The organism is Angustibacter speluncae, assembly GCF_054777815.1.
In genome coordinates this window covers 1-16,759 of sequence record NZ_BAAHAF010000206.1, presented here as the reverse complement: position 1 = coordinate 16,759, position 16,759 = coordinate 1, and the positions used below count along the sequence as shown (strand labels likewise).

Annotated in this window: 16 protein-coding genes; 13 read left to right on the top strand and 3 right to left on the bottom strand. The window is 73.7% G+C overall.

Going from position 1 to position 16,759, the window contains the following annotated elements; genetic code table 11:
• Positions 1-2 precede the first annotated feature (2 nt).
• The 3 genes from ACYVKY_RS21975 to ACYVKY_RS21965 are packed head-to-tail and all read left to right on the top strand — an operon-like array spanning position 3 to position 2,919.
• Positions 3-239, top strand: a complete 237-nt coding sequence (locus tag ACYVKY_RS21975) for a DUF3046 domain-containing protein (protein WP_460437119.1) — start codon at positions 3-5, stop codon at positions 237-239.
• The gene (locus ACYVKY_RS21970) at positions 236-1,636 is read left to right on the top strand and encodes a DUF2252 domain-containing protein (protein ID WP_460437118.1); all 1,401 of its coding nucleotides are present in this window, start codon (positions 236-238) and stop codon (positions 1,634-1,636) included. Before ACYVKY_RS21975 ends, ACYVKY_RS21970 begins: the two co-directional genes overlap by 4 nt.
• Entirely contained in the window at positions 1,633-2,919 is a 1,287-nt protein-coding gene (locus ACYVKY_RS21965) for an MFS transporter (RefSeq protein ID WP_460437117.1), read from the top strand. Before ACYVKY_RS21970 ends, ACYVKY_RS21965 begins: the two co-directional genes overlap by 4 nt.
• Before the next feature lie 10 nt (positions 2,920-2,929).
• Here ACYVKY_RS21965 and ACYVKY_RS21960 read toward each other — a convergent pair whose 3' ends face one another.
• Positions 2,930-3,439, bottom strand: a complete 510-nt coding sequence (locus ACYVKY_RS21960) for a mycothiol transferase (protein ID WP_460437116.1) — start codon at positions 3,437-3,439, stop codon at positions 2,930-2,932.
• Positions 3,440-3,530: 91 nt separating this feature from the next.
• Between ACYVKY_RS21960 and ACYVKY_RS21955 the strand changes: the two genes are divergently transcribed.
• The 10 genes from ACYVKY_RS21955 (at position 3,531) to ACYVKY_RS21910 (ending at position 14,925) form a co-directional block, all read left to right on the top strand.
• Positions 3,531-4,550 (top strand): LacI family DNA-binding transcriptional regulator, encoded by a 1,020-nt coding sequence (locus ACYVKY_RS21955; protein ID WP_460437115.1) that lies wholly within the window; start codon positions 3,531-3,533, stop codon positions 4,548-4,550.
• 66 nt (positions 4,551-4,616) lie between these two features.
• Positions 4,617-5,894, top strand: a complete 1,278-nt coding sequence (locus ACYVKY_RS21950; RefSeq protein WP_460437114.1) for a sugar ABC transporter substrate-binding protein — start codon at positions 4,617-4,619, stop codon at positions 5,892-5,894.
• 11 nt (positions 5,895-5,905) lie between these two features.
• Positions 5,906-6,850, top strand: coding sequence for a carbohydrate ABC transporter permease (locus ACYVKY_RS21945; RefSeq protein ID WP_460437113.1), 945 nt, complete (start codon positions 5,906-5,908; stop codon positions 6,848-6,850).
• A complete protein-coding gene (locus ACYVKY_RS21940) occupies positions 6,847-7,770 on the top strand; it encodes a carbohydrate ABC transporter permease (RefSeq protein ID WP_460437112.1) in 924 nt (307 codons plus the stop codon). Before ACYVKY_RS21945 ends, ACYVKY_RS21940 begins: the two co-directional genes overlap by 4 nt.
• A gap of 68 nt (positions 7,771-7,838) precedes the next feature.
• Complete coding sequence (locus ACYVKY_RS21935; RefSeq protein ID WP_460437111.1) at positions 7,839-9,455, top strand: glucoamylase family protein; 1,617 nt, start codon at positions 7,839-7,841, stop codon at positions 9,453-9,455.
• The gene (locus ACYVKY_RS21930; protein ID WP_460437110.1) at positions 9,455-11,299 is read left to right on the top strand and encodes a glycoside hydrolase family 3 protein; all 1,845 of its coding nucleotides are present in this window, start codon (positions 9,455-9,457) and stop codon (positions 11,297-11,299) included. Before ACYVKY_RS21935 ends, ACYVKY_RS21930 begins: the two co-directional genes overlap by 1 nt.
• Positions 11,300-11,490: 191 nt before the next feature.
• Positions 11,491-12,405, top strand: a complete 915-nt coding sequence (locus tag ACYVKY_RS21925) for an ABC transporter ATP-binding protein (RefSeq protein ID WP_460437146.1) — start codon at positions 11,491-11,493, stop codon at positions 12,403-12,405.
• Positions 12,405-13,244 (top strand): ABC transporter permease, encoded by an 840-nt coding sequence (locus tag ACYVKY_RS21920; protein WP_460437109.1) that lies wholly within the window; start codon positions 12,405-12,407, stop codon positions 13,242-13,244. Before ACYVKY_RS21925 ends, ACYVKY_RS21920 begins: the two co-directional genes overlap by 1 nt.
• On the top strand, positions 13,244-14,092 hold the full coding sequence (locus ACYVKY_RS21915) for an ABC transporter permease (protein WP_460437108.1): 849 nt from the start codon (positions 13,244-13,246) through the stop codon (positions 14,090-14,092). The genes ACYVKY_RS21920 and ACYVKY_RS21915 overlap by 1 nt, the downstream gene beginning before the upstream one ends.
• Entirely contained in the window at positions 14,089-14,925 is an 837-nt protein-coding gene (locus tag ACYVKY_RS21910) for an aminoglycoside phosphotransferase (RefSeq protein ID WP_460437107.1), read from the top strand. Before ACYVKY_RS21915 ends, ACYVKY_RS21910 begins: the two co-directional genes overlap by 4 nt.
• Here the strand turns inward: ACYVKY_RS21910 and ACYVKY_RS21905 are convergent.
• Both ACYVKY_RS21905 and ACYVKY_RS21900 read right to left on the bottom strand, forming a co-directional pair.
• Positions 14,900-15,172 (bottom strand): DUF4242 domain-containing protein, encoded by a 273-nt coding sequence (locus ACYVKY_RS21905; RefSeq protein ID WP_460437106.1) that lies wholly within the window; start codon positions 15,170-15,172, stop codon positions 14,900-14,902. The two genes, ACYVKY_RS21910 and ACYVKY_RS21905, sit on opposite strands and share 26 nt — an antisense overlap.
• Before the next feature lie 85 nt (positions 15,173-15,257).
• A partial coding sequence (locus ACYVKY_RS21900) for a LuxR C-terminal-related transcriptional regulator (protein ID WP_460437105.1) occupies positions 15,258-16,759 on the bottom strand: 1,502 nt, incomplete at its 5' end.

Genomic DNA, 16,759 nt, shown 5'->3' with positions numbered 1-16,759 from the left:
GGGTGAGGCACAGCGTCTTCTGGCAGCTGATGGAAGAGGAGTTCGGGGTGGGCTACGCACGCTCGGTCGCGCAGGACCAGTCGATCGGCGCCCTGGACGGTCTGACCGCCCAGCAGGCGCTGGACGCCGGCCACCACCCACGGAACGTCTGGCTCGCCGTGTGCGACGCCATGGACGTCCCGGCGCAGCGCCGGCTCGGCCGCGACCTGCCGCCCGCCCGTCCGGGGCTGGGCCGGTGAGCCGCCGCGACCGCCGCGGCAGCGGCGCGGCCTCGCGGGGCGAGCGCAGCGAGCACGTCGTCGGCACCCTCACCGAGGCGTTCTCCGACCTGATGGACGCGAACCCCACGGCGTTCCGGTCGAAGTTCCGCACGATGGCGCGCGACCCGTTCGCCTTCTACCGCGGCACCGCCTGCCTGTTCTACGCCGACGTCGCCGGCAGCGGGCCGTTCGCGGGCGTGGACGACCGCTGGACCCAGCAGGACGGCGCCCGCCGGGTGTGGATCCAGGGCGACCTGCACGCCGAGAACTTCGGCACCTACCTCGACCGCGACGGCCGGCTGGTCTTCGACGTCAACGACTTCGACGAGGCCTACCTCGGGCACTGGACCTGGGACCCGATGCGGTTCTGCGCCTCGCTCGCCCTGGTGTGCTGGCAGAAGGCGCTGCCGGACGACGCGATCGACGAGCTGGTCGGCACCTACCTGCGGGCCTACGTCGACCACGTGCGCCACTACGTGGAGGCCGACGACGACACCGAGTGGGCGCTCACCCTCGACAACGCGCGCGGGGGAGTGCTCGACGCCCTCCGGGCGGCGCGGATGAGCACCCGCGTGCAGCTGCTCGACGGCGCCACGGTCGTCGAGGACTTCGAGCGCCGATTCGCCCAGGTGCCGGGGGTCCGTCGTCTCGACGACGGCGAGGACGCCCTCGTGCGAGAGGCCTTCCAGCGCTACGTCCGGACGCTGCCCGAGCGCAGCCACGACGGCACCGTGACCTTCGACGTCCTCGACGTCGTCGGCCGCTCCGGCTTCGGCATCGGGTCGGCCGGGCTGCCGGCGTACAACGTGCTCATCGAGGGCTTCAGCCAGGCGCTCGACAACGACGTCGTGCTCACCTTCAAGCAGGGCAACGTCGCCGCCCCGAGCCGGGTCGTGCAGGACGAGCGGGTGGCGGGGTACTTCCACCACCACGGCCACCGCACCGCGCTGAGCCAGCGCGCCCTGCAGGCGCACGCCGACCGCTTCCTCGGCTGGACCGAGCTGCCCGGCACCCACGGTCCCGAGACCGGCTACGTCGTCAGCGAGTACTCGCCGTACGAGGCCGACCTCGACTGGGACGGCGTGGCCGAGCCCGGCGAGATGCTCGAGCTCGTCGAGCAGCTCGGCCAGGCCACGGCGAAGATCCACTGCGTCGCCGACGACGAGTCCGAGCACGACCTGGTGCCGGTGAGCGTCGAGGAGGTCGTCAGCGCCTGCGTCGGCGACGACGTCGACGCGTTCGTGCAGGAGACCACGCAGTTCGCGCACGCCTACGCCGAGCAGGTGCGCACCGACCACGCCCTGTTCGTCGACGCCTTCCGCAGCGGCGGGTTCGGCGCGGTGGCCTCGGTGACGCCCGCGTCCGACCGGGCGTGAGCACCGCTCCGGCGGCGGCTCCGGTCACGTCCCGGGGCCGCCGGCTGCCGGTGCTCGTCACCAGCCAGGTGCTCGGCGGCATCGGCGTCGCGAGCGGCATCGCCGTGGGTGGGCTGCTGGCGCAGCAGGTCTCGGGCTCGACGAGCCTGTCCGGGCTGGCGCAGACGGCAGCCGTCCTGGGTGCCGCGCTGCTGGCCGTCCCGCTGGCCCGGCTGGCGGGCCGGTCCGGGCGCGGACCCGCGCTCGCGGCCGGGTACGGCCTCGGTCTGGTCGGCGCGGTGCTGGCGGTCGTCGCCGCCGTGCTCGGCTGGTTCTGGCTCCTGCTGCTCGCGACCGCGGCCTTCGGCGGCGGCACCGCCGCGGGCCTGCAGGCGCGCTACGCCGCCACCGACGGCGTCGCGGCGCACGTCCGGGGCCGGAGCCTGTCGGTCGTGGTGTGGGCCACCACCATCGGGTCCGTGGCCGGCCCCAACCTCTCCGGCCTCGGGGGAGCGCTCGGCGGCACCGTCGGCATCCCCGCCCTGTCGGGCCCCTACCTGTTCTCGGTGGTCGCGTTCGCGTCCGCCGCACTCGTCGTGCTCCTCGGACTCCGTGACCGGAGGCCGCGGGGGAGCGGTGCGCTCCCGGACGACGGCGCGGCCCCCGCGGTCGCCGACTCCGCCACGGCCGGGCCGCGCGAGCCGGTACCGGGGACGCTCGAGGTGCTGCGGCTCGTCGCACGGACCCCGCGCGCGCTCGCCGGCATGACGGCCGTCTCGGGCGGGCACGCGCTGATGGTCGCGGTGATGGTGATGACGCCGGTGCACCTGGGTGACCACGGCGCGAGCCTGCGCGTGGTCGGGGTGGTCATCAGCCTGCACATCGCCGGCATGTACGCGCTCAGCCCGCTGGTGGGCTGGGCGGTCGACCGGTACGGCGCCGTGCCGGTCGTCGGGGCAGGCGTCGTCGTGCTCGGCGCCGCCGCCGCGACCGGGGCCTCGGCCGCCTCGCACGACCACCGGCAGGTGGCGGTGGCGCTCGTCCTGCTCGGCCTGGGGTGGTCGTGCACGATGGTCGCCGGCTCGGCCCTGCTGTCGGCGTCGGTCCCCGACGAGGTGCGCACCCCCGTGCAGGGGACGGGCGACCTCGTCGTCGGCGTCGCGGCCGCGACGGCCGGCGTGCTGGCCGGACCCGTGCTCGAGCTCGCCGGGTACGCGTGGCTGAACGTCGCGGCGCTGGTGCTGCTGGTGCCCGTCGTGGCGACCGCGCTCGCGGCCCGCCGCGCCGCCCCCGCCGCGGCCTGAGGCCGTTCCCTCAGCGGCGCTCGAGCAGCCCGCGGACGTACGCCGCCTGGCCGGCGTGCTGCACCGCGTCGTCGACCACGCTGACCAGCCGCGCACCGCGCGTCACCGGCGGGTCCCAGTCCTCGTCGACCACGTCGTCGAGCCGGTCCGGCGCGAGCGAGCGCAGGTACGCCTCGGACGCCGCCTGCACGTCGTCGAGGTAGCCCAGCAGGGTCGCGGCGTCGAGCCGCACCCGGGCGACGTCGGTGGCGTCCATCCCGTACCCGTTCTCCTGCAACGGGAACGGCAGGTCCGCTCGCTCGCCCCACCCGCCGTCACGGCCCCACACCTCGTCGGTGCCGGCCAGCGCGGCGACCTGCGCGTCCTGCTGCCGGGCCAGGTGCCAGACCAGCCACCCGATGGGGTTCGCCTCCTCGTCGGGACGCCACGCGAGCTCGTCCTCCGCCAGCCCCTCGACGGCGGTCCGGGCCAGGTCGGGGACCCGGCCGAACGACTCCAGCAGCACCTCGATCGCGTCCACCACCGCAGGCTACGTCGCTTGCGGTGATCGGGCAGACCGTGGCAAGGTGCCTGTGTAAGCGCTTTCAACGTCGAGGGCGGAGGTGAGTCCCGTGCAGTCCCGTTCCCACCAGAGCGGCGCGACGATCTACTCGGTCGCCGAGCGCGCCGGTGTCTCCATCGCCTCCGTCTCCCGCGTGCTGCAGGGCTCGGCCAAGGTGTCCGACCGCACCCGCGACAAGGTGCTGGCCGCCGTCGAGCAGCTCGACTACCTCCCGCACGGCGGGGCTCGCAGCCTCGCCGCGAGCCGGCACGAGGCGCAGGGGCTGGTGCTGCCCGAGCTCACCGGTCCGTACTTCGCCGAGCTGCTGATGGGCTTCGAGGCGCGCTCGGCCGAGCTCGGCCACAGCGTCGTCCTGCGCCAGCTCGTCGGCAACGGCGACCCGCGCACCGCGCTGCGCGGTCTGGCCGCACGAGTCGACGGCATCGCGGTGCTCGCGTCCGCCGCCCTGCCCGAGCGGCTCGTGCACGACCTGCGCGCCCAGCGTCCGGTCGTGGTGCTCGCGGGCGAGGCGAGCGACGACCCGCACAGCGTGCGCGCCGAGAACGGCGTCGCCGCAGCGGATCTCACCACCCACCTGTTCGAGCACGGGCGTGCCCGGCTGCTGTTCGTCGGTGACCCCGACCACGCGCCGGACGTCGCCGACCGCTACCGCGGGTTCCGTGCGGCCCACGAGCACCGCGGCGTCGTGCCGGCGGACGCCGTGCGGGTGCCGTTCCGCGAGGAGGCCGGCCGCGACGTCGCCCGGCGCTGGCTCGCCGGCGAGCTCGTGGCCGACGCCCTGTGCTGCGCCAACGACGAGATCGCCCTGTCGGTGCAGCGCGCCGTGCAGGAGGCCGGGTACGACGTCCCGGCCGACCTGGCCGTCGTCGGCTTCGACGACGTGATGGCCGCGCGGTTCGTCCGTCCCGGCCTCACCACCGTCCGCCAGCCCGTGCGGCGCCTCGGCGAGGCCGCCGCCGAGCGGCTGCACGCCCTCGTCGTCGGCGGCGACCTGCCCACCGGGCAGGGCGTGCTGCCCACCGAGCTGGTCCTGCGCGGCTCCTGCGGCTGCGTCGACCCCGCCCCCTGAGACCCCCCGTCCACCCCCGCCCCGAAACCTGCCGGAACCCGGCAGACACGAAAGAGGTACACCGCGATGAGACGCACCACGACCGCCACGGTGGCGCTGCTGGCCACCGGGCTCCTGCTGGCCGGCTGCGGCCGCGACGGCAACGGCGGCGCGACCGCCGAGGAGACCGGCCAGGAGGTCAGCGAGGGTCCCGCGACCGGCGAGATCTCGATCTGGGCGATGGGCGCCGAGGGCGAGAAGCTGCCCGAGCTCGTCAAGGAGTTCGAGGACGCCAACCCGGACGTGACCGTCGACGTGACCGCCGTCCCCTGGGACTCCGCGCACGACAAGTTCACCACCGCGATCGCCGCGGGCGAGACGCCCGACGCCGCGATGGTCGGCTCCACGTGGATGGGCGAGTTCTCCGGGCTGGGCGCACTCGACCCGACGCCGCCCTCGATCGACTCCGGCGACTTCTTCGAGGGCGCCTGGGGCACCACCGAGGTCGACGGCACCTCCTACGGCGTGCCCTGGTACGTCGAGACCCGCGTGGTCTACTACCGCACCGACCTGGCCGAGCAGGCCGGCTGGACCGAGCCGCCCACCGACTGGGACGGCTTGAAGCAGATGGCGTCCGACATGCAGTCGAAGGCGGGCGCCGAGTGGGGCATCGGCATGCAGGCCGGTGGCACCGGCTCGTGGCAGACCGTCATGCCGTTCGCCTGGTCCAACGGCGCCGAGCTGACCAAGGACGACGGCACCGCCTACAACTTCGACGACCCGAAGACCGCCGAGGCCGTGGAGTACTACCAGAGCTTCTTCACCGACGGCATCTCCGACAAGAACGCCCCGGTGCAGCCCACGACCGAGCCCGACTTCGTCAGCGGCCGCGTCCCGATGTTCATCTCCGGCCCGTGGATGATGTCGGCCGTCGAGGCGCAGGGCGGCGAGGGCTTCGCCGACAAGTACGGCGTGTTCCAGATCCCCGCCAAGGAGATCTCGTCCTCGTTCGTCGGGGGCTCGAACCTCGCCGTCTTCAAGGACAGCGAGAACCGCGACAGCGCCTGGAAGCTCGTCGAGTGGCTCTCCGAGCCCGAGACGCAGGTGAAGTGGTACGACATCTCCACCGACCTGCCCGCCGTCACCTCCGCGTGGGACGACCCGGCGCTGGCCGACGACGAGAAGCTCGCCACGTTCGGCACCCAGCTCGAGACCGCCAAGGCCCCGCCGTCGTTCCCGACGTGGGAGCAGGTCGTCACCGAGTTCGACTCCGCCCTGGAGCGGGTGACCAAGCAGGACGCCGACGTCGCCGAGAGCCTGACCGAGGTGCAGGGCCAGGCCGACTCGATCGGCACCGGGCAGTAAGGACACCTGCGATGAGCGCCACCACGGCGACCGAGAAGGAGCAGCGCAGCACGCCGGCTCCCTCCTCCCGCACCCGCACCGGGCTGCGGGAGGGGAGGGCGGCGTGGGTGCTCGCCCTGCCCTTCTGCCTGCTGTTCCTCCTGTTCACGGTCTGGCCCGTCGTCCAGTCCCTGTTCATGAGCGTGACCGACACGACCTCGCGCGACCTGCGGACCCCGTTCGCGGTCGACCTGGTCGGGTTCGAGAACTACGCCCGCGCGCTGGGTGACGACAAGTTCCTCACCTCGATGGCGAACACCGGTTTCTTCGTCGTCATCGGCGTGCCGCTGACCCTCGCGGTCGCGCTCGCGACCGCGGTGGCCCTCGACAAGGGCATCCAGCGGCTGCGCGCGTTCTTCCGGCTCGGCTTCTACCTGCCGGTGATCACCTCGATCATCGCCGTCGCGGTGGTCTGGCGGTTCATCTACCAGACCGACGGCGGCCTGCTGAACACGGCGCTCGGCTGGTTCGGGGTCGACGGTCCGAACTGGCTCGGCTCGGAGACGTGGTCGAAGCCGGCCGTGCTGCTGATGATCGTGTGGCGCAACTTCGGCACCGGCATGATCATCTTCCTCGCCGGTCTGCAGTCGGTGCCCGCCTCGCTGCTCGAGGCCGCCGCGATCGACGGTGCGAACGCGTGGAAGCGGTTCTGGCACATCACGTTCCCGCTCCTGCGTCCGACCCTGCTGTTCGTCTCGGTGACCACGATGATCGGCTACCTGCAGATCTTCGAGGAGCCGTTCGTGCTCACCAGCGGCGGTCCGCTCGACAGCACGTTGACGATGTCCATGTACACCTACCAGCAGTTCAGCTTCGGCAACTACGGGTACGCGGCGTCGATGAGCTACCTGATCTTCGTGGTCATCGCCGTCGTCACCGCGATCCAGTTCCGGCTGCTGCGGGAGAACCAGTCATGACCGCCTCCGACACCAGCTCGCGCCCGGTGAGCGCCGTCCCGGTCGGCCGCGACGGCGGTCGCGCCGGCACCGACCTCGGTGGCCGTCCCGCGCGGCCCCGAGGTGGGTGGCTGCGACGCAACTGGCTCTACCCGGTGCTGGCCGTGCTGCTCGTGGTGGTGGTCTCGCCGTTCCTGTGGATGGTCCTCGGGGCGTTCAAGACCACGCCCGAGCTGCGGCAGGTCCCGCCGACGGTGCTGCCGCAGGACCCCACGCTCGACAACATCACCCAGCTGTTCACCCGGCTCGACTTCGGCACGTACTTCACCAACTCGCTCGTGGTCGCCGTCGTGGTCACCGTGGGCAACCTGCTGTTCTGCTCGATGCTCGGCTACGCGCTGGCGATGCTGGAGTTCAAGGGCAAGCGGGTCGTGTTCGTCACCGTGCTGGTGACGCTGATGATCCCCGGCGTGGTGACCTTCGTGCCGCTGTTCGTGCTGGTCGCGAACGCCGGGCTGATCAACTCGCTGCCCGGCCTGATCCTGCCGTTCCTGGTCTCGCCGTTCGGCGTCTTCCTGATGCGGCAGTTCATCCTCGGCCTCCCGCGCGACCTGCTCGACGCCGCCCGCGTCGACGGCGCGGGCGAGCTGCGCATCTTCGCCCAGGTGTTCCTGCCGCTGTGCGGGCCGGCCCTGGCGACGCTCGGCATCCTCACCTTCCTCGGCAGCTGGAACAACTTCCTGTGGCCGCTGGTCGTGGCCCAGACCGAGGAGAACTACACCCTGCCCGTGGCGCTGGCGCTGTACTCGACCGGCCAGAACAGCACCGACTACGGCCTGCTGCTCGCCGGGGCGACGGTCGTCATCATCCCCGTGCTGGCGGTCTTCCTGGTCTTCCAGCGCCGGATCATCGAGGGCATCGCCACCACCGGCATCAAGTGAGTCCGCCGCACGGGTCCGCACCCGTCGCGGCGCAACCGTCCTGACCCCCACCCCGAAGGAGCTCGACGATGAGCAGCACCCGGACCGACCTGATCAGCACGACCACCGCCACCCCGTCGCGCCGCGGCTTCCTGCTCGGGGCCGGGGCTGCGGCCCTGGCGGGCGCCGGCTCGCTGGGCGGGCTGGCCGCGCCCCCCGCGTCCGCCGCGCCCACCCTGCTGACCGCGGGCGGCACCGCGCGGCTCGACACCCGCACCGTGCGCCGGTGGGCGCGCGACACCTGGGCGTCCATGGTGGCGATGACGGACGAGACGACCGGCCTGGTCGCCGACAACTCGCCGGAGTCGCTCGCGCCGGGCGACCGCAGCCGCTACACGTCGCCGACCAACATCGGCGGGTACCTGTGGAGCGCCGTCGTGGCGCGCGAGCTCGGCATCATCACGCCCGCGGAGTGCTCGCGGAGGCTGGTGCAGACGCTGGGCACCCTGCTGCAGATGGACCACCACGAGCCGAGCGGCATGTACTACAACTGGTACGACGAGAGCACCGGCGCGGTGGTGACGGCGTGGCCGACCGACGGCGCCCGCGTGTACCCGTTCCTGTCCAGCGTCGACAACGGCTGGCTCGGCGCCGCCCTCGTCGTCGTCCGGTCGAGCGACGCCACCGCGGCGCCCCTCGCCGACCGGCTGTTCCGCCGGATGCGCTGGGACATGTTCTGGAACCCCGACAAGGAGCCGGCCGGCCTGCTGCACGGCGGGTTCTACGACGCCCCGCCCGCGGAGGGCGCCGACGTGTTCCTCGGCAACCACATCGGGATCGGCCCCGACGTCTGGTACACCAACCACCACTACGACACCGCGGTGTCGGAGACGCGCATCGCGACCTACCTCGGCATCGCCACCGGGCAGGTGCCGGCGAGCGGCTACTTCTCGCCGTGGCGCACCTTCCCGGCGTCGTGCGACTGGTCGTGGCACGAGTCGCAGCCGGTCGGCCGCACCCGCAGCTACCTGGGCGTCGACGTGTTCGAGGGTGCCTACGAGTACCGCGGCATGCGCATCGTCCCGGGCTGGGGCGGCAGCATGTTCGAGGAGCTCATGCCAGACGTCTTCGTCCACGAGACGAAGTGGGGCAAGCGGTCCTGGGCCGTGAACCACGCGCTGCACGTGCGCGCCCAGCGCGAGCACGGGCTCGACGAGGCCGGTTACGGCTACTGGGGCTTCTCGCCCTCGTCCGACCCGTTCGCGAGCTACCGCGAGTACGGCGTCGACGCCCTCGGCATGAACCCCGACGGCTACTTCTCCGACGTCGACAAGACGCAGTACGACCCGGGTTTCGGCGACTGCCGACCGGCGACCGCGCCGAACCCGGCGTTCGGCGACGGCGTCGTCACGCCCCACGCCGCCTTCCTGGCGATGATGCACGAGCCCGACCAGGCCTTCACGAACCTGCGCCGCATCGAGCGCGAGCTCGGTGCCTACGGCGACGGCGGGTTCTTCGACGCCGTGGCGGTGCGGTCGGGCACGATCGCCCGTCGCTACCTGTCGCTCGACCAGGCGATGGTGCTCGGCGCGGTCGGCAACGTCCTGGTGCGCGACCTGCTGCGTGACGCGTTCTGCACCAGGGAGTTCAGCCGCGCGCTCCGGCCGGTCATCGCGATGGAGCGGTTCGGGGCGGGGACGGTCTGATGGCCGGCGCGACCGTGACGGGGACACCGAGGCCCGACCCGCGGTACGTCGACGGGCGCGACCGCAGCGAGCCCTACTGGGACGCCTCGCTGCCGGTGGCGGCCAGGGTCGACGACCTGGTGGGCCGGATGGGGCTGGAGGAGAAGGTCGGGCTGCTGTTCCACACCGTCATCGAGGCGGGGGAGGACGGCTCGACGCTGCCCGGGCCGGGGAGGATCAGCAAGACCGGGACGCGGGAGGTGGTCGTCGACAAGCTCGTCAACCACTTCAACGTGCACGACCTGCACGACCCGCGGATGGCGGCGCGCTGGTACAACAACGTCCAGCGGCTCGCGGCCGAGACCCCGCACGGCGTCCCGGTGACGATCTCGACCGACCCGCGCAACGCGTTCATCGAGAACTCGGGCGCCGGGTTCGCCGCCCGGGCCTTCTCGCAGTGGCCGGAGCCGCTGGGGCTGGCCGCCCTGCGCGACCCCGAGCTGGTGCGCCGCTTCGGCGACGTGGCCCGGCAGGAGTACGTGGCGGTCGGCATCCGCGCCGCGCTGCACCCCACGCTCGACCTCGCCACCGAGCCCCGCTGGGCCCGGCAGGTGCACACCTTCGGCCAGGACCCGGCGCTCGTGACCGAGCTGTCGCTGGCCTACCTCGCCGGGTTCCAGGGCGAGGAGCTCGGTGCGGACTCGGTGGCGTGCACCGCCAAGCACTTCCCGGGCGGCGGGCCGCAGCAGGACGGCGAGGACGCGCACTTCCCCTACGGGCGCGAGCAGGTCTACCGCGGCGGGCGGTTCGACGACCACCTGTCGCCGTTCCCGCCGGTGCTCGCCGCGGGCGTCGCGGCCGTGATGCCGTACTACGGCATGCCGGTCGACCTCGTGGTCGACGGCGAGCGGATCGACGAGGTCGGCTTCGGCTACAACCGGCAGGTCGTCACCGGCATGCTGCGCGAGCGCCTCGGCTACGACGGCGTGGTGCTCACCGACTGGGAGCTGGTGAACGACAACCACGTCGGCGACCAGGTGCTCCCGGCGCGGTCGTGGGGCGTCGAGCACCTCGACCCGCTCGGCCGGATGGAGCTGATCCTGCAGGCCGGCTGCGACCAGTTCGGCGGCGAGGAGTGCGTCGAGGTGCTGCTCGAGCTCGTCCGCACCGGACGGGTGACCGAGGCGCGGGTCGAGGAGTCGGCGCGGCGGCTGCTGGCGGTGAAGTTCCGCCTCGGGCTGTTCGACCACCCGTACGTCGACGAGGACCACGCGGCCGCCACGGTCGGGAACGACACGTTCCGCGCCGAGGGGCTCGCCGCGCAGTCGGCGTCGGTCACGGTGCTGCAGGACGGCACCGACCACCTCGACGGCGTGCTCCCGCTGCGTCCCGGCGCGCGCGTCTACTGCGAGGGCTGGGACCCGGCGGTCGTCGGCGAGCGGTTCACCGTCGTCGACCGGCCCGAGGACGCCGACGTCGCGCTGCTGCGCCTGGGGGCGCCGTTCGAGCCCCGCTCGGACCTGTTCCTGGAGTCCTGGTTCCACCAGGGGCACCTCGACTTCCAGCCGGGGCTGGTCGCGCGGCTCAGCAGGCTGGCGGCCACCGTCCCGCTGGTGGTCGACGTCGTGCTCGACCGGCCGCCGGTGCTCACGCCGCTGCTGCCGCTGTGCTCGGCGCTGACCGGCAGCTACGGCACCTGCGACGCCGCGCTGCTCGATGCGCTCACCGGCGCGGTCGAGCCCCGCGGACGGCTGCCGTTCGACCTGCCGCGGTCGATGCAGCAGGTGCGCGAGCACCCGGAGGACGTCCCCGGGCTCGGCGACCCGCTGTTCGCCTACGGGCACGGCCTGTCGCTGCGCCGCTGACGGCCGCTGAGACCCGGTCGGGGGCCGCACCGGCGGCCCCCGACCGACCCTCTGCGACCCACCCTCCAGCGGGGCGGTAACCGGTTGGCCGCCTGTCGGAGGGCGGGGCTACGGTCGTCCCCGTGCCTGTCAGCCCCACCCCCGGAAGCGCGCCGACGACCTCGTCCACGGGCGGTCCCGACGGCGACGTCCTGATCTCCGCCCGCGGCCTGCGCAAGTCCTTCGGCGACTTCGAGGCGGTCAAGGGCATCGACGTGCAGGTGCACGCCGGCGAGTCGTTCGGCTTCCTCGGCCCGAACGGCGCCGGCAAGTCGTCCACGATGCGCATGATCGGCTGCGTCTCGCCGCCGTCCGGCGGCGAGCTGCGCATCCTGGGCATGGACCCCAGGACGCAGGGCCCGGCCATCCGCGCCCAGCTCGGCGTCTGCCCGCAGCGCGACTACCTCGACGAGGAGCTCACCGTCGAGGAGAACATGCACACCTACGGCCGGTACTTCGGCCTCCCGCGCGCGGAGGTGCGCCGCCGGGCCGACGAGCTGCTCGAGTTCGCCCAGCTCACCGAGCGGCGCACCTCCCGCGTCGAGCCGCTGAGCGGCGGCATGAAGCGCCGGCTCACCATCGCCCGGTCGCTCATCAACTCCCCGCGCATCCTGCTGCTCGACGAGCCGACCACCGGTCTCGATCCGCAGGCACGGCACGTGCTGTGGGACAGGCTGTTCCGGCTGAAGCGCGCAGGCGTCACGCTCGTGCTCACCACCCACTACATGGACGAGGCCGAGCAGCTCTGCGACCGGCTGGTCGTCATGGACCACGGCCTGATCGTCGCCGAGGGGTCGCCCCGCGAGCTGATCGCCGAGCACTCCACCCGCGAGGTGCTCGAGCTGCGCTGGCACGCCGACGACCACGCGCCGTACGCCGCGCAGGTCGAGGGCGTGGGCGAGCGGGTCGAGGTGCTGCCCGACCGGCTGCTGCTCTACGTGCACGACGGCGACGCCGCCGTGGCCGAGGTGCACCGGCGCGGGCTCGAGCCGCTGTCGAGCCTGGTGCGCCGCTCCACCCTCGAGGACGTCTTCCTGCGCCTCACCGGACGGACGCTGGTCGACTGATGGCCGCCGAGCAGGTCGAGCACGCGCAGGACGGGGGCAGGGCCCTCGGCACCGCACCGCCGGACGGCGGGGGAGCGGCCTCGGTCCTGGAGTACCTCCTGGTCGTCTACCGCCGCACCTTCCGCGGCTCGCTGATGTCGAGCTTCCTGTCGCCGCTGCTGTACCTGGCGGCGATGGGGTACGGCCTCGGCGTGCTCGTCGACCGCGGCATCTCGGGCGGCATCGACGGCGTCGCCTACGTCTCGTTCATCGCGCCCGGGGTGCTCGCCGCGACCGCGATGCAGACGGGCGCCGGCGAGAGCACCTACCCGGTGCTCGGCGCGATCAAGTGGAACGGCCAGTTCCACGCGATGCTGGCCACGCCGCTCAACCCCCGGCAGGTGCTGACCGGGCAGGTCGCGTACATGGTCGTCCGGCTCCTGATCGTGTGCGGGGTCTTCCTGGTCGTCGCCGCCGTGCTGGGCGCGACGCACGCCTGGACCACGCCGCTGGCGCTGCCCGCGGCGGTGCTGACCGGTCTCGCCTTCGTCACGCCGGTGACCGCCTTGTCCGCCAAGGTCGAGGACGGCGGCGACAGCTTCAACGTGCTCTTCCGGTTCGTGCTGATGCCGCTCTTCCTGTTCAGCGGCACGTTCTTCCCGGTCGACCAGCTGCCCGGGTTCCTGCAGCCGGTCGCCTGGGCGACGCCGCTGTGGCACGGGGTCGAGCTGTGCCGGGGGCTGACGCTCGGCACCGGCACGCTCGCGGGTGCAGCCGGGCACGTGGCGTACCTGCTGGTGTTCGTCGTCGTGGGCTGGGTGCTGGCCGAGCGGCAGCTGACGAAGCGGCTGGTGAGCTGATGACCACCGACCTGCGGCCCGAGTCGCCTGCCGCCCGGCGCGGACCCGCCCACGCCCTCGCCCGCGCCCTGCCGCTGCCCGCCGGCGCCGGCATGGCCCGGATGATGGTCGAGCGCAACTTCGTCGCTTTCAAGCACGCCTGGATCACCATCGTCTCCGGCTTCTTCGAGCCGGTCTTCTACCTGTTCTCGATGGGCGTCGGCATCGGCGCGCTCGTCGGCACCGTGACCCTCGACGGCGGGCGGCAGGTCGAGTACGCCGCCTTCGTGGCGCCGGCGCTGCTGGCCGCCTCCGCCATGAACGGCGCGGTCTTCGACAGCACCTTCAACATCTTCTTCAAGATGAAGCACGCCCGGCTCTACGACTCGATCCTGGCCACCCCGCTCGGCCCGCGCGACGTCGCGGTCGCCGAGATCGGCTGGGCGCTGCTGCGCGGCCTGGTCTACTCGGTCGCCTTCTACCTGGTGGCGCTGGCCAGCGGGCTGGTCCAGTCGTGGTGGTCGCTGCTGGCGATCCCGGCGGCGAGCCTGATCGGGTTCGCCTTCGCCGCCGTCGGCATGGCCGCGACGACGTACATGCGCTCGTGGCAGGACTTCGACTACGTGCAGCTGGCGATCCTGCCGATGTTCCTGTTCTCCACCACCTTCTACCCGCTGTCGACCTACCCGGGCTGGCTGCAGGGCGTCCTGCACGCGACGCCGCTGTTCCACGGCGTCGAGATGGTCCGCGACCTGATGCTCGGCTCCGTGGCACCGGGCATCCTGTGGCACGTGGCGTACCTGGTGGCGATGGGGCTGGTCGGCGTCGTCGTCGCGTCCCGCCGGCTGGAGACGTTGCTGCTCAAGTGACCTCGCCCCCGTCGCACGTCCTCGACCTGTTCGCGGTCACGGGCGAGGTGCAGCCGCTGCCCGGCGGGCAGGGCGGCAGCGTGCGGGCCGGCGACCTCGTGCTGTCGCCGGGTCGCGACGCCGCCGTCACCGCCTGGCTCAGCCCCGTCCTGGCGCGGCTCGCCGTGCGCATGGACGAGCGGCCCGGTCGGCGGCCGCTCGACCTGCGGGTCGCGGTGCCCGTCCCCGCCCGCGACGGCGAGTGGGTGGTCGACGGCTGGGCGGCGAGCCGGTACGAGCCGGGCACGTCCACCTGCACCGACCTCGACGTCGTGGTCGCCGCCGGGCGCGTCCTGCACGCCGAGCTCGCGTCCGCTGTCCCGAGCAGGCCGGACGTCCTGGTCGGGCGCGGCGGCCGGTACGCCGACGCCGACGTGCTGGCGAACGTGGCGCCGGCCGACGAGGTGGCCGCCGCCGTCCGCGGGCGTCCGCACGCCGACCTGGTCGCCCGGCTGCTCGACGTGCGCGCCGGGACCGACGTCCGCACCCCGTCGCAGCTGGTGCACGGCGACCTCGGCGGCAACGTCCTGGTCGACGCCGCGGGGGCCGCCGTCGTCATCGACGTGGCGCCGTACTGGCGCGACCCCGCCTGGGCCGAGGCCGTCGCGGTGCTCGACCTCGTCCTGTGGGCCGGGGCCGACCCGGCCGCGCTGACCCCGTACGCGGTCGGGGCCGCCCGGACAGTGCTGGCCCGGGCGGCCCTGTTCCGCGTCCTCAGCGACGACCCGGTCGACGTCGACCGCTACGCCGCCGCGCTCGCGGGCCTGCTCAGCGTCCCGTCATCGGGTCGATGACGGTGCCGACGCGGTGCACCGCGTCCGCGGGGAAGCCGCCGCGCTCGGCGTGCTCGCGCACGGCCGCCTCGTCGTCGGCGAGGTAGACGCACACGATCTTGTCGTCGACGACGTAGCTGTGCTCCCACTGCGCACGAGGCGCCATGTCGGCCAGCACGCCGTTCGACTTCTGCGAGATGGCCTGCAGCTCGTCGCTCGTGAGGCTGCCGGCTCCGGGGATGTTGCGCTCGATCAGGTATCTGTCCATGCCGGTATCCCACCGCCGCGGCCACCCCCGCCGCATCGGGCACCTGCCCCATCCTGCGTCCCCACCTGCGGGGTGGGCCGTGGGGCTAGTCGAGGACGCCGAGCCGCACAGCCGCCGCGGCCGCCTCCGCCCGGGAGGCGACGCCGAGCTTGGCGAGCACGTGCGACACGTGGTGCTCGGCGGTCTTGCGGCTGATCACCAGCGCCGCGGCGACCTGCGGGTTCGTGAAGCCGACGGCGACGAGCCGCAGCACCTCGAGCTCGCGCGCGCTCAGCCCGGCCGGGCGCGCCGGCGCCCCGCGTCCGGACCGGGCGACGCGCAGTCCGAGCCGGGTCGCCAGCGGTGCGGCACCGAGCGACCCGAGCACCTCCGCCGCCTCGGCAAGTCCCGGGTCGCCGGTCTCCGCGAGCGCCCAGGCCGCCTCGTACGGCGTCCCGGACGCGCGGAACGCGGTGGCCGCCCCGGCCGCGTCCCCGGACACCCAGCGTCCGAACGGGCCGGCGGGGACGTCGGCGGGCGGCGCGGCCCCGGCACGGACCAACCACAGCGCGAGCTCGCCCACCGCGACCGGGTGCCGGCACCTGCGCGCCAGCGCGTGGACGTCGGCGAGCTCGTCGGCGAACCGGCCCGCTTCGCCGTCGAGCCAGGCGGCCTCCGCCCGGGCGACGACGACGGGCCACCGCCGCTGCAGGTGGCCGATCCGCCGCGCGATGGCGTGCGCCTCGTCGAGCGCCTCCCACGCGTCCGGCTCGCCCCGCCGGGCCCGCACCCAGCCGGTGGTGAGCAGCGCGACGAACCGCGAGACCAGGGGCGTCGACGACGTCAGCAGGCCGCGCGAGCGGGCGAGGGCGTCGTCCCACCGGCCGAGCTCGAGGTCGCAGCGCGCCCACCACGCCAGGGCGTAGGAGCGCAGCGACTCCAGGCCGTGCTCGCCGGCCACCTGCACGGCCTGCTCGAGGGCCGGCACGGCGGTCCCGTGGTCGCGCAGCTCGCCGCACCCCGAGCCGATCTGGGCCCACCCCGACGCCACGACGCCGGGCAGCCCCTCCCGCTCGCCGAGCGCGATCCCCTCCCGCACCCGCACCAGCCCCCCGCGCCGGCCGTCGACGACGTCGGCGATGCCGGTCTCGACCAGCGCCCGACCGAGCAGCCCGCGCTCGTCGAGCCGCCCGGCCAGCTCGATCGTCCGCTCGCCCCAGCGCACCGCCTCGTCGCGCTCGCGGGCGAGCATGTGGGCGCTGGTGAGCCGCAGCATCGCGGCGGCGAGCTCGGGCCCGGGCGACCGCCGCTCCAGCACCTCGACGGCCCGGCGGACGAGCGCCACGCCCTCGTCGACGTCCCCGAGCGCGGACCGCACCGAGCCCTGCACGACGAGCGCGTCGGCGAGGCGCCCCTCGTCGCCGACCTGCTCCCAGTGCGCCCGGGCGGCGGCGACGAGCGGTTCGGCGTCCGCGGACCGACCGACCACGACGAGCGACCGGGCGACGGCGGCCTGCACCTGCGCGCGGGCGTCCGGGTCGAGCGGGTCGGCCGCCGCCAGCGCCTGCGTGCCGTGACGCACGGTCTCGGCGTCGGCGGTGCGCGCCG

Excerpts from the sequence above, each read along its gene's own strand:
- ACYVKY_RS21940 (WP_460437112.1), top strand. The coding sequence starts at position 6,847 with ATGACCGCCTCCGACACCAGCTCGCGCCCGGTGAGCGCCGTCCCGGTC.
- ACYVKY_RS21945 (WP_460437113.1), top strand. The coding sequence starts at position 5,906 with ATGAGCGCCACCACGGCGACCGAGAAGGAGCAGCGCAGCACGCCGGCT.
- ACYVKY_RS21930 (WP_460437110.1), top strand. The coding sequence starts at position 9,455 with ATGGCCGGCGCGACCGTGACGGGGACACCGAGGCCCGACCCGCGGTAC.
- ACYVKY_RS21920 (WP_460437109.1), top strand. The coding sequence starts at position 12,405 with ATGGCCGCCGAGCAGGTCGAGCACGCGCAGGACGGGGGCAGGGCCCTC.
- ACYVKY_RS21950 (WP_460437114.1), top strand. The coding sequence starts at position 4,617 with ATGAGACGCACCACGACCGCCACGGTGGCGCTGCTGGCCACCGGGCTC.
- ACYVKY_RS21935 (WP_460437111.1), top strand. The coding sequence starts at position 7,839 with ATGAGCAGCACCCGGACCGACCTGATCAGCACGACCACCGCCACCCCG.
- ACYVKY_RS21905 (WP_460437106.1), bottom strand. The coding sequence starts at position 15,172 with ATGGACAGATACCTGATCGAGCGCAACATCCCCGGAGCCGGCAGCCTC.
- ACYVKY_RS21915 (WP_460437108.1), top strand. The coding sequence starts at position 13,244 with ATGACCACCGACCTGCGGCCCGAGTCGCCTGCCGCCCGGCGCGGACCC.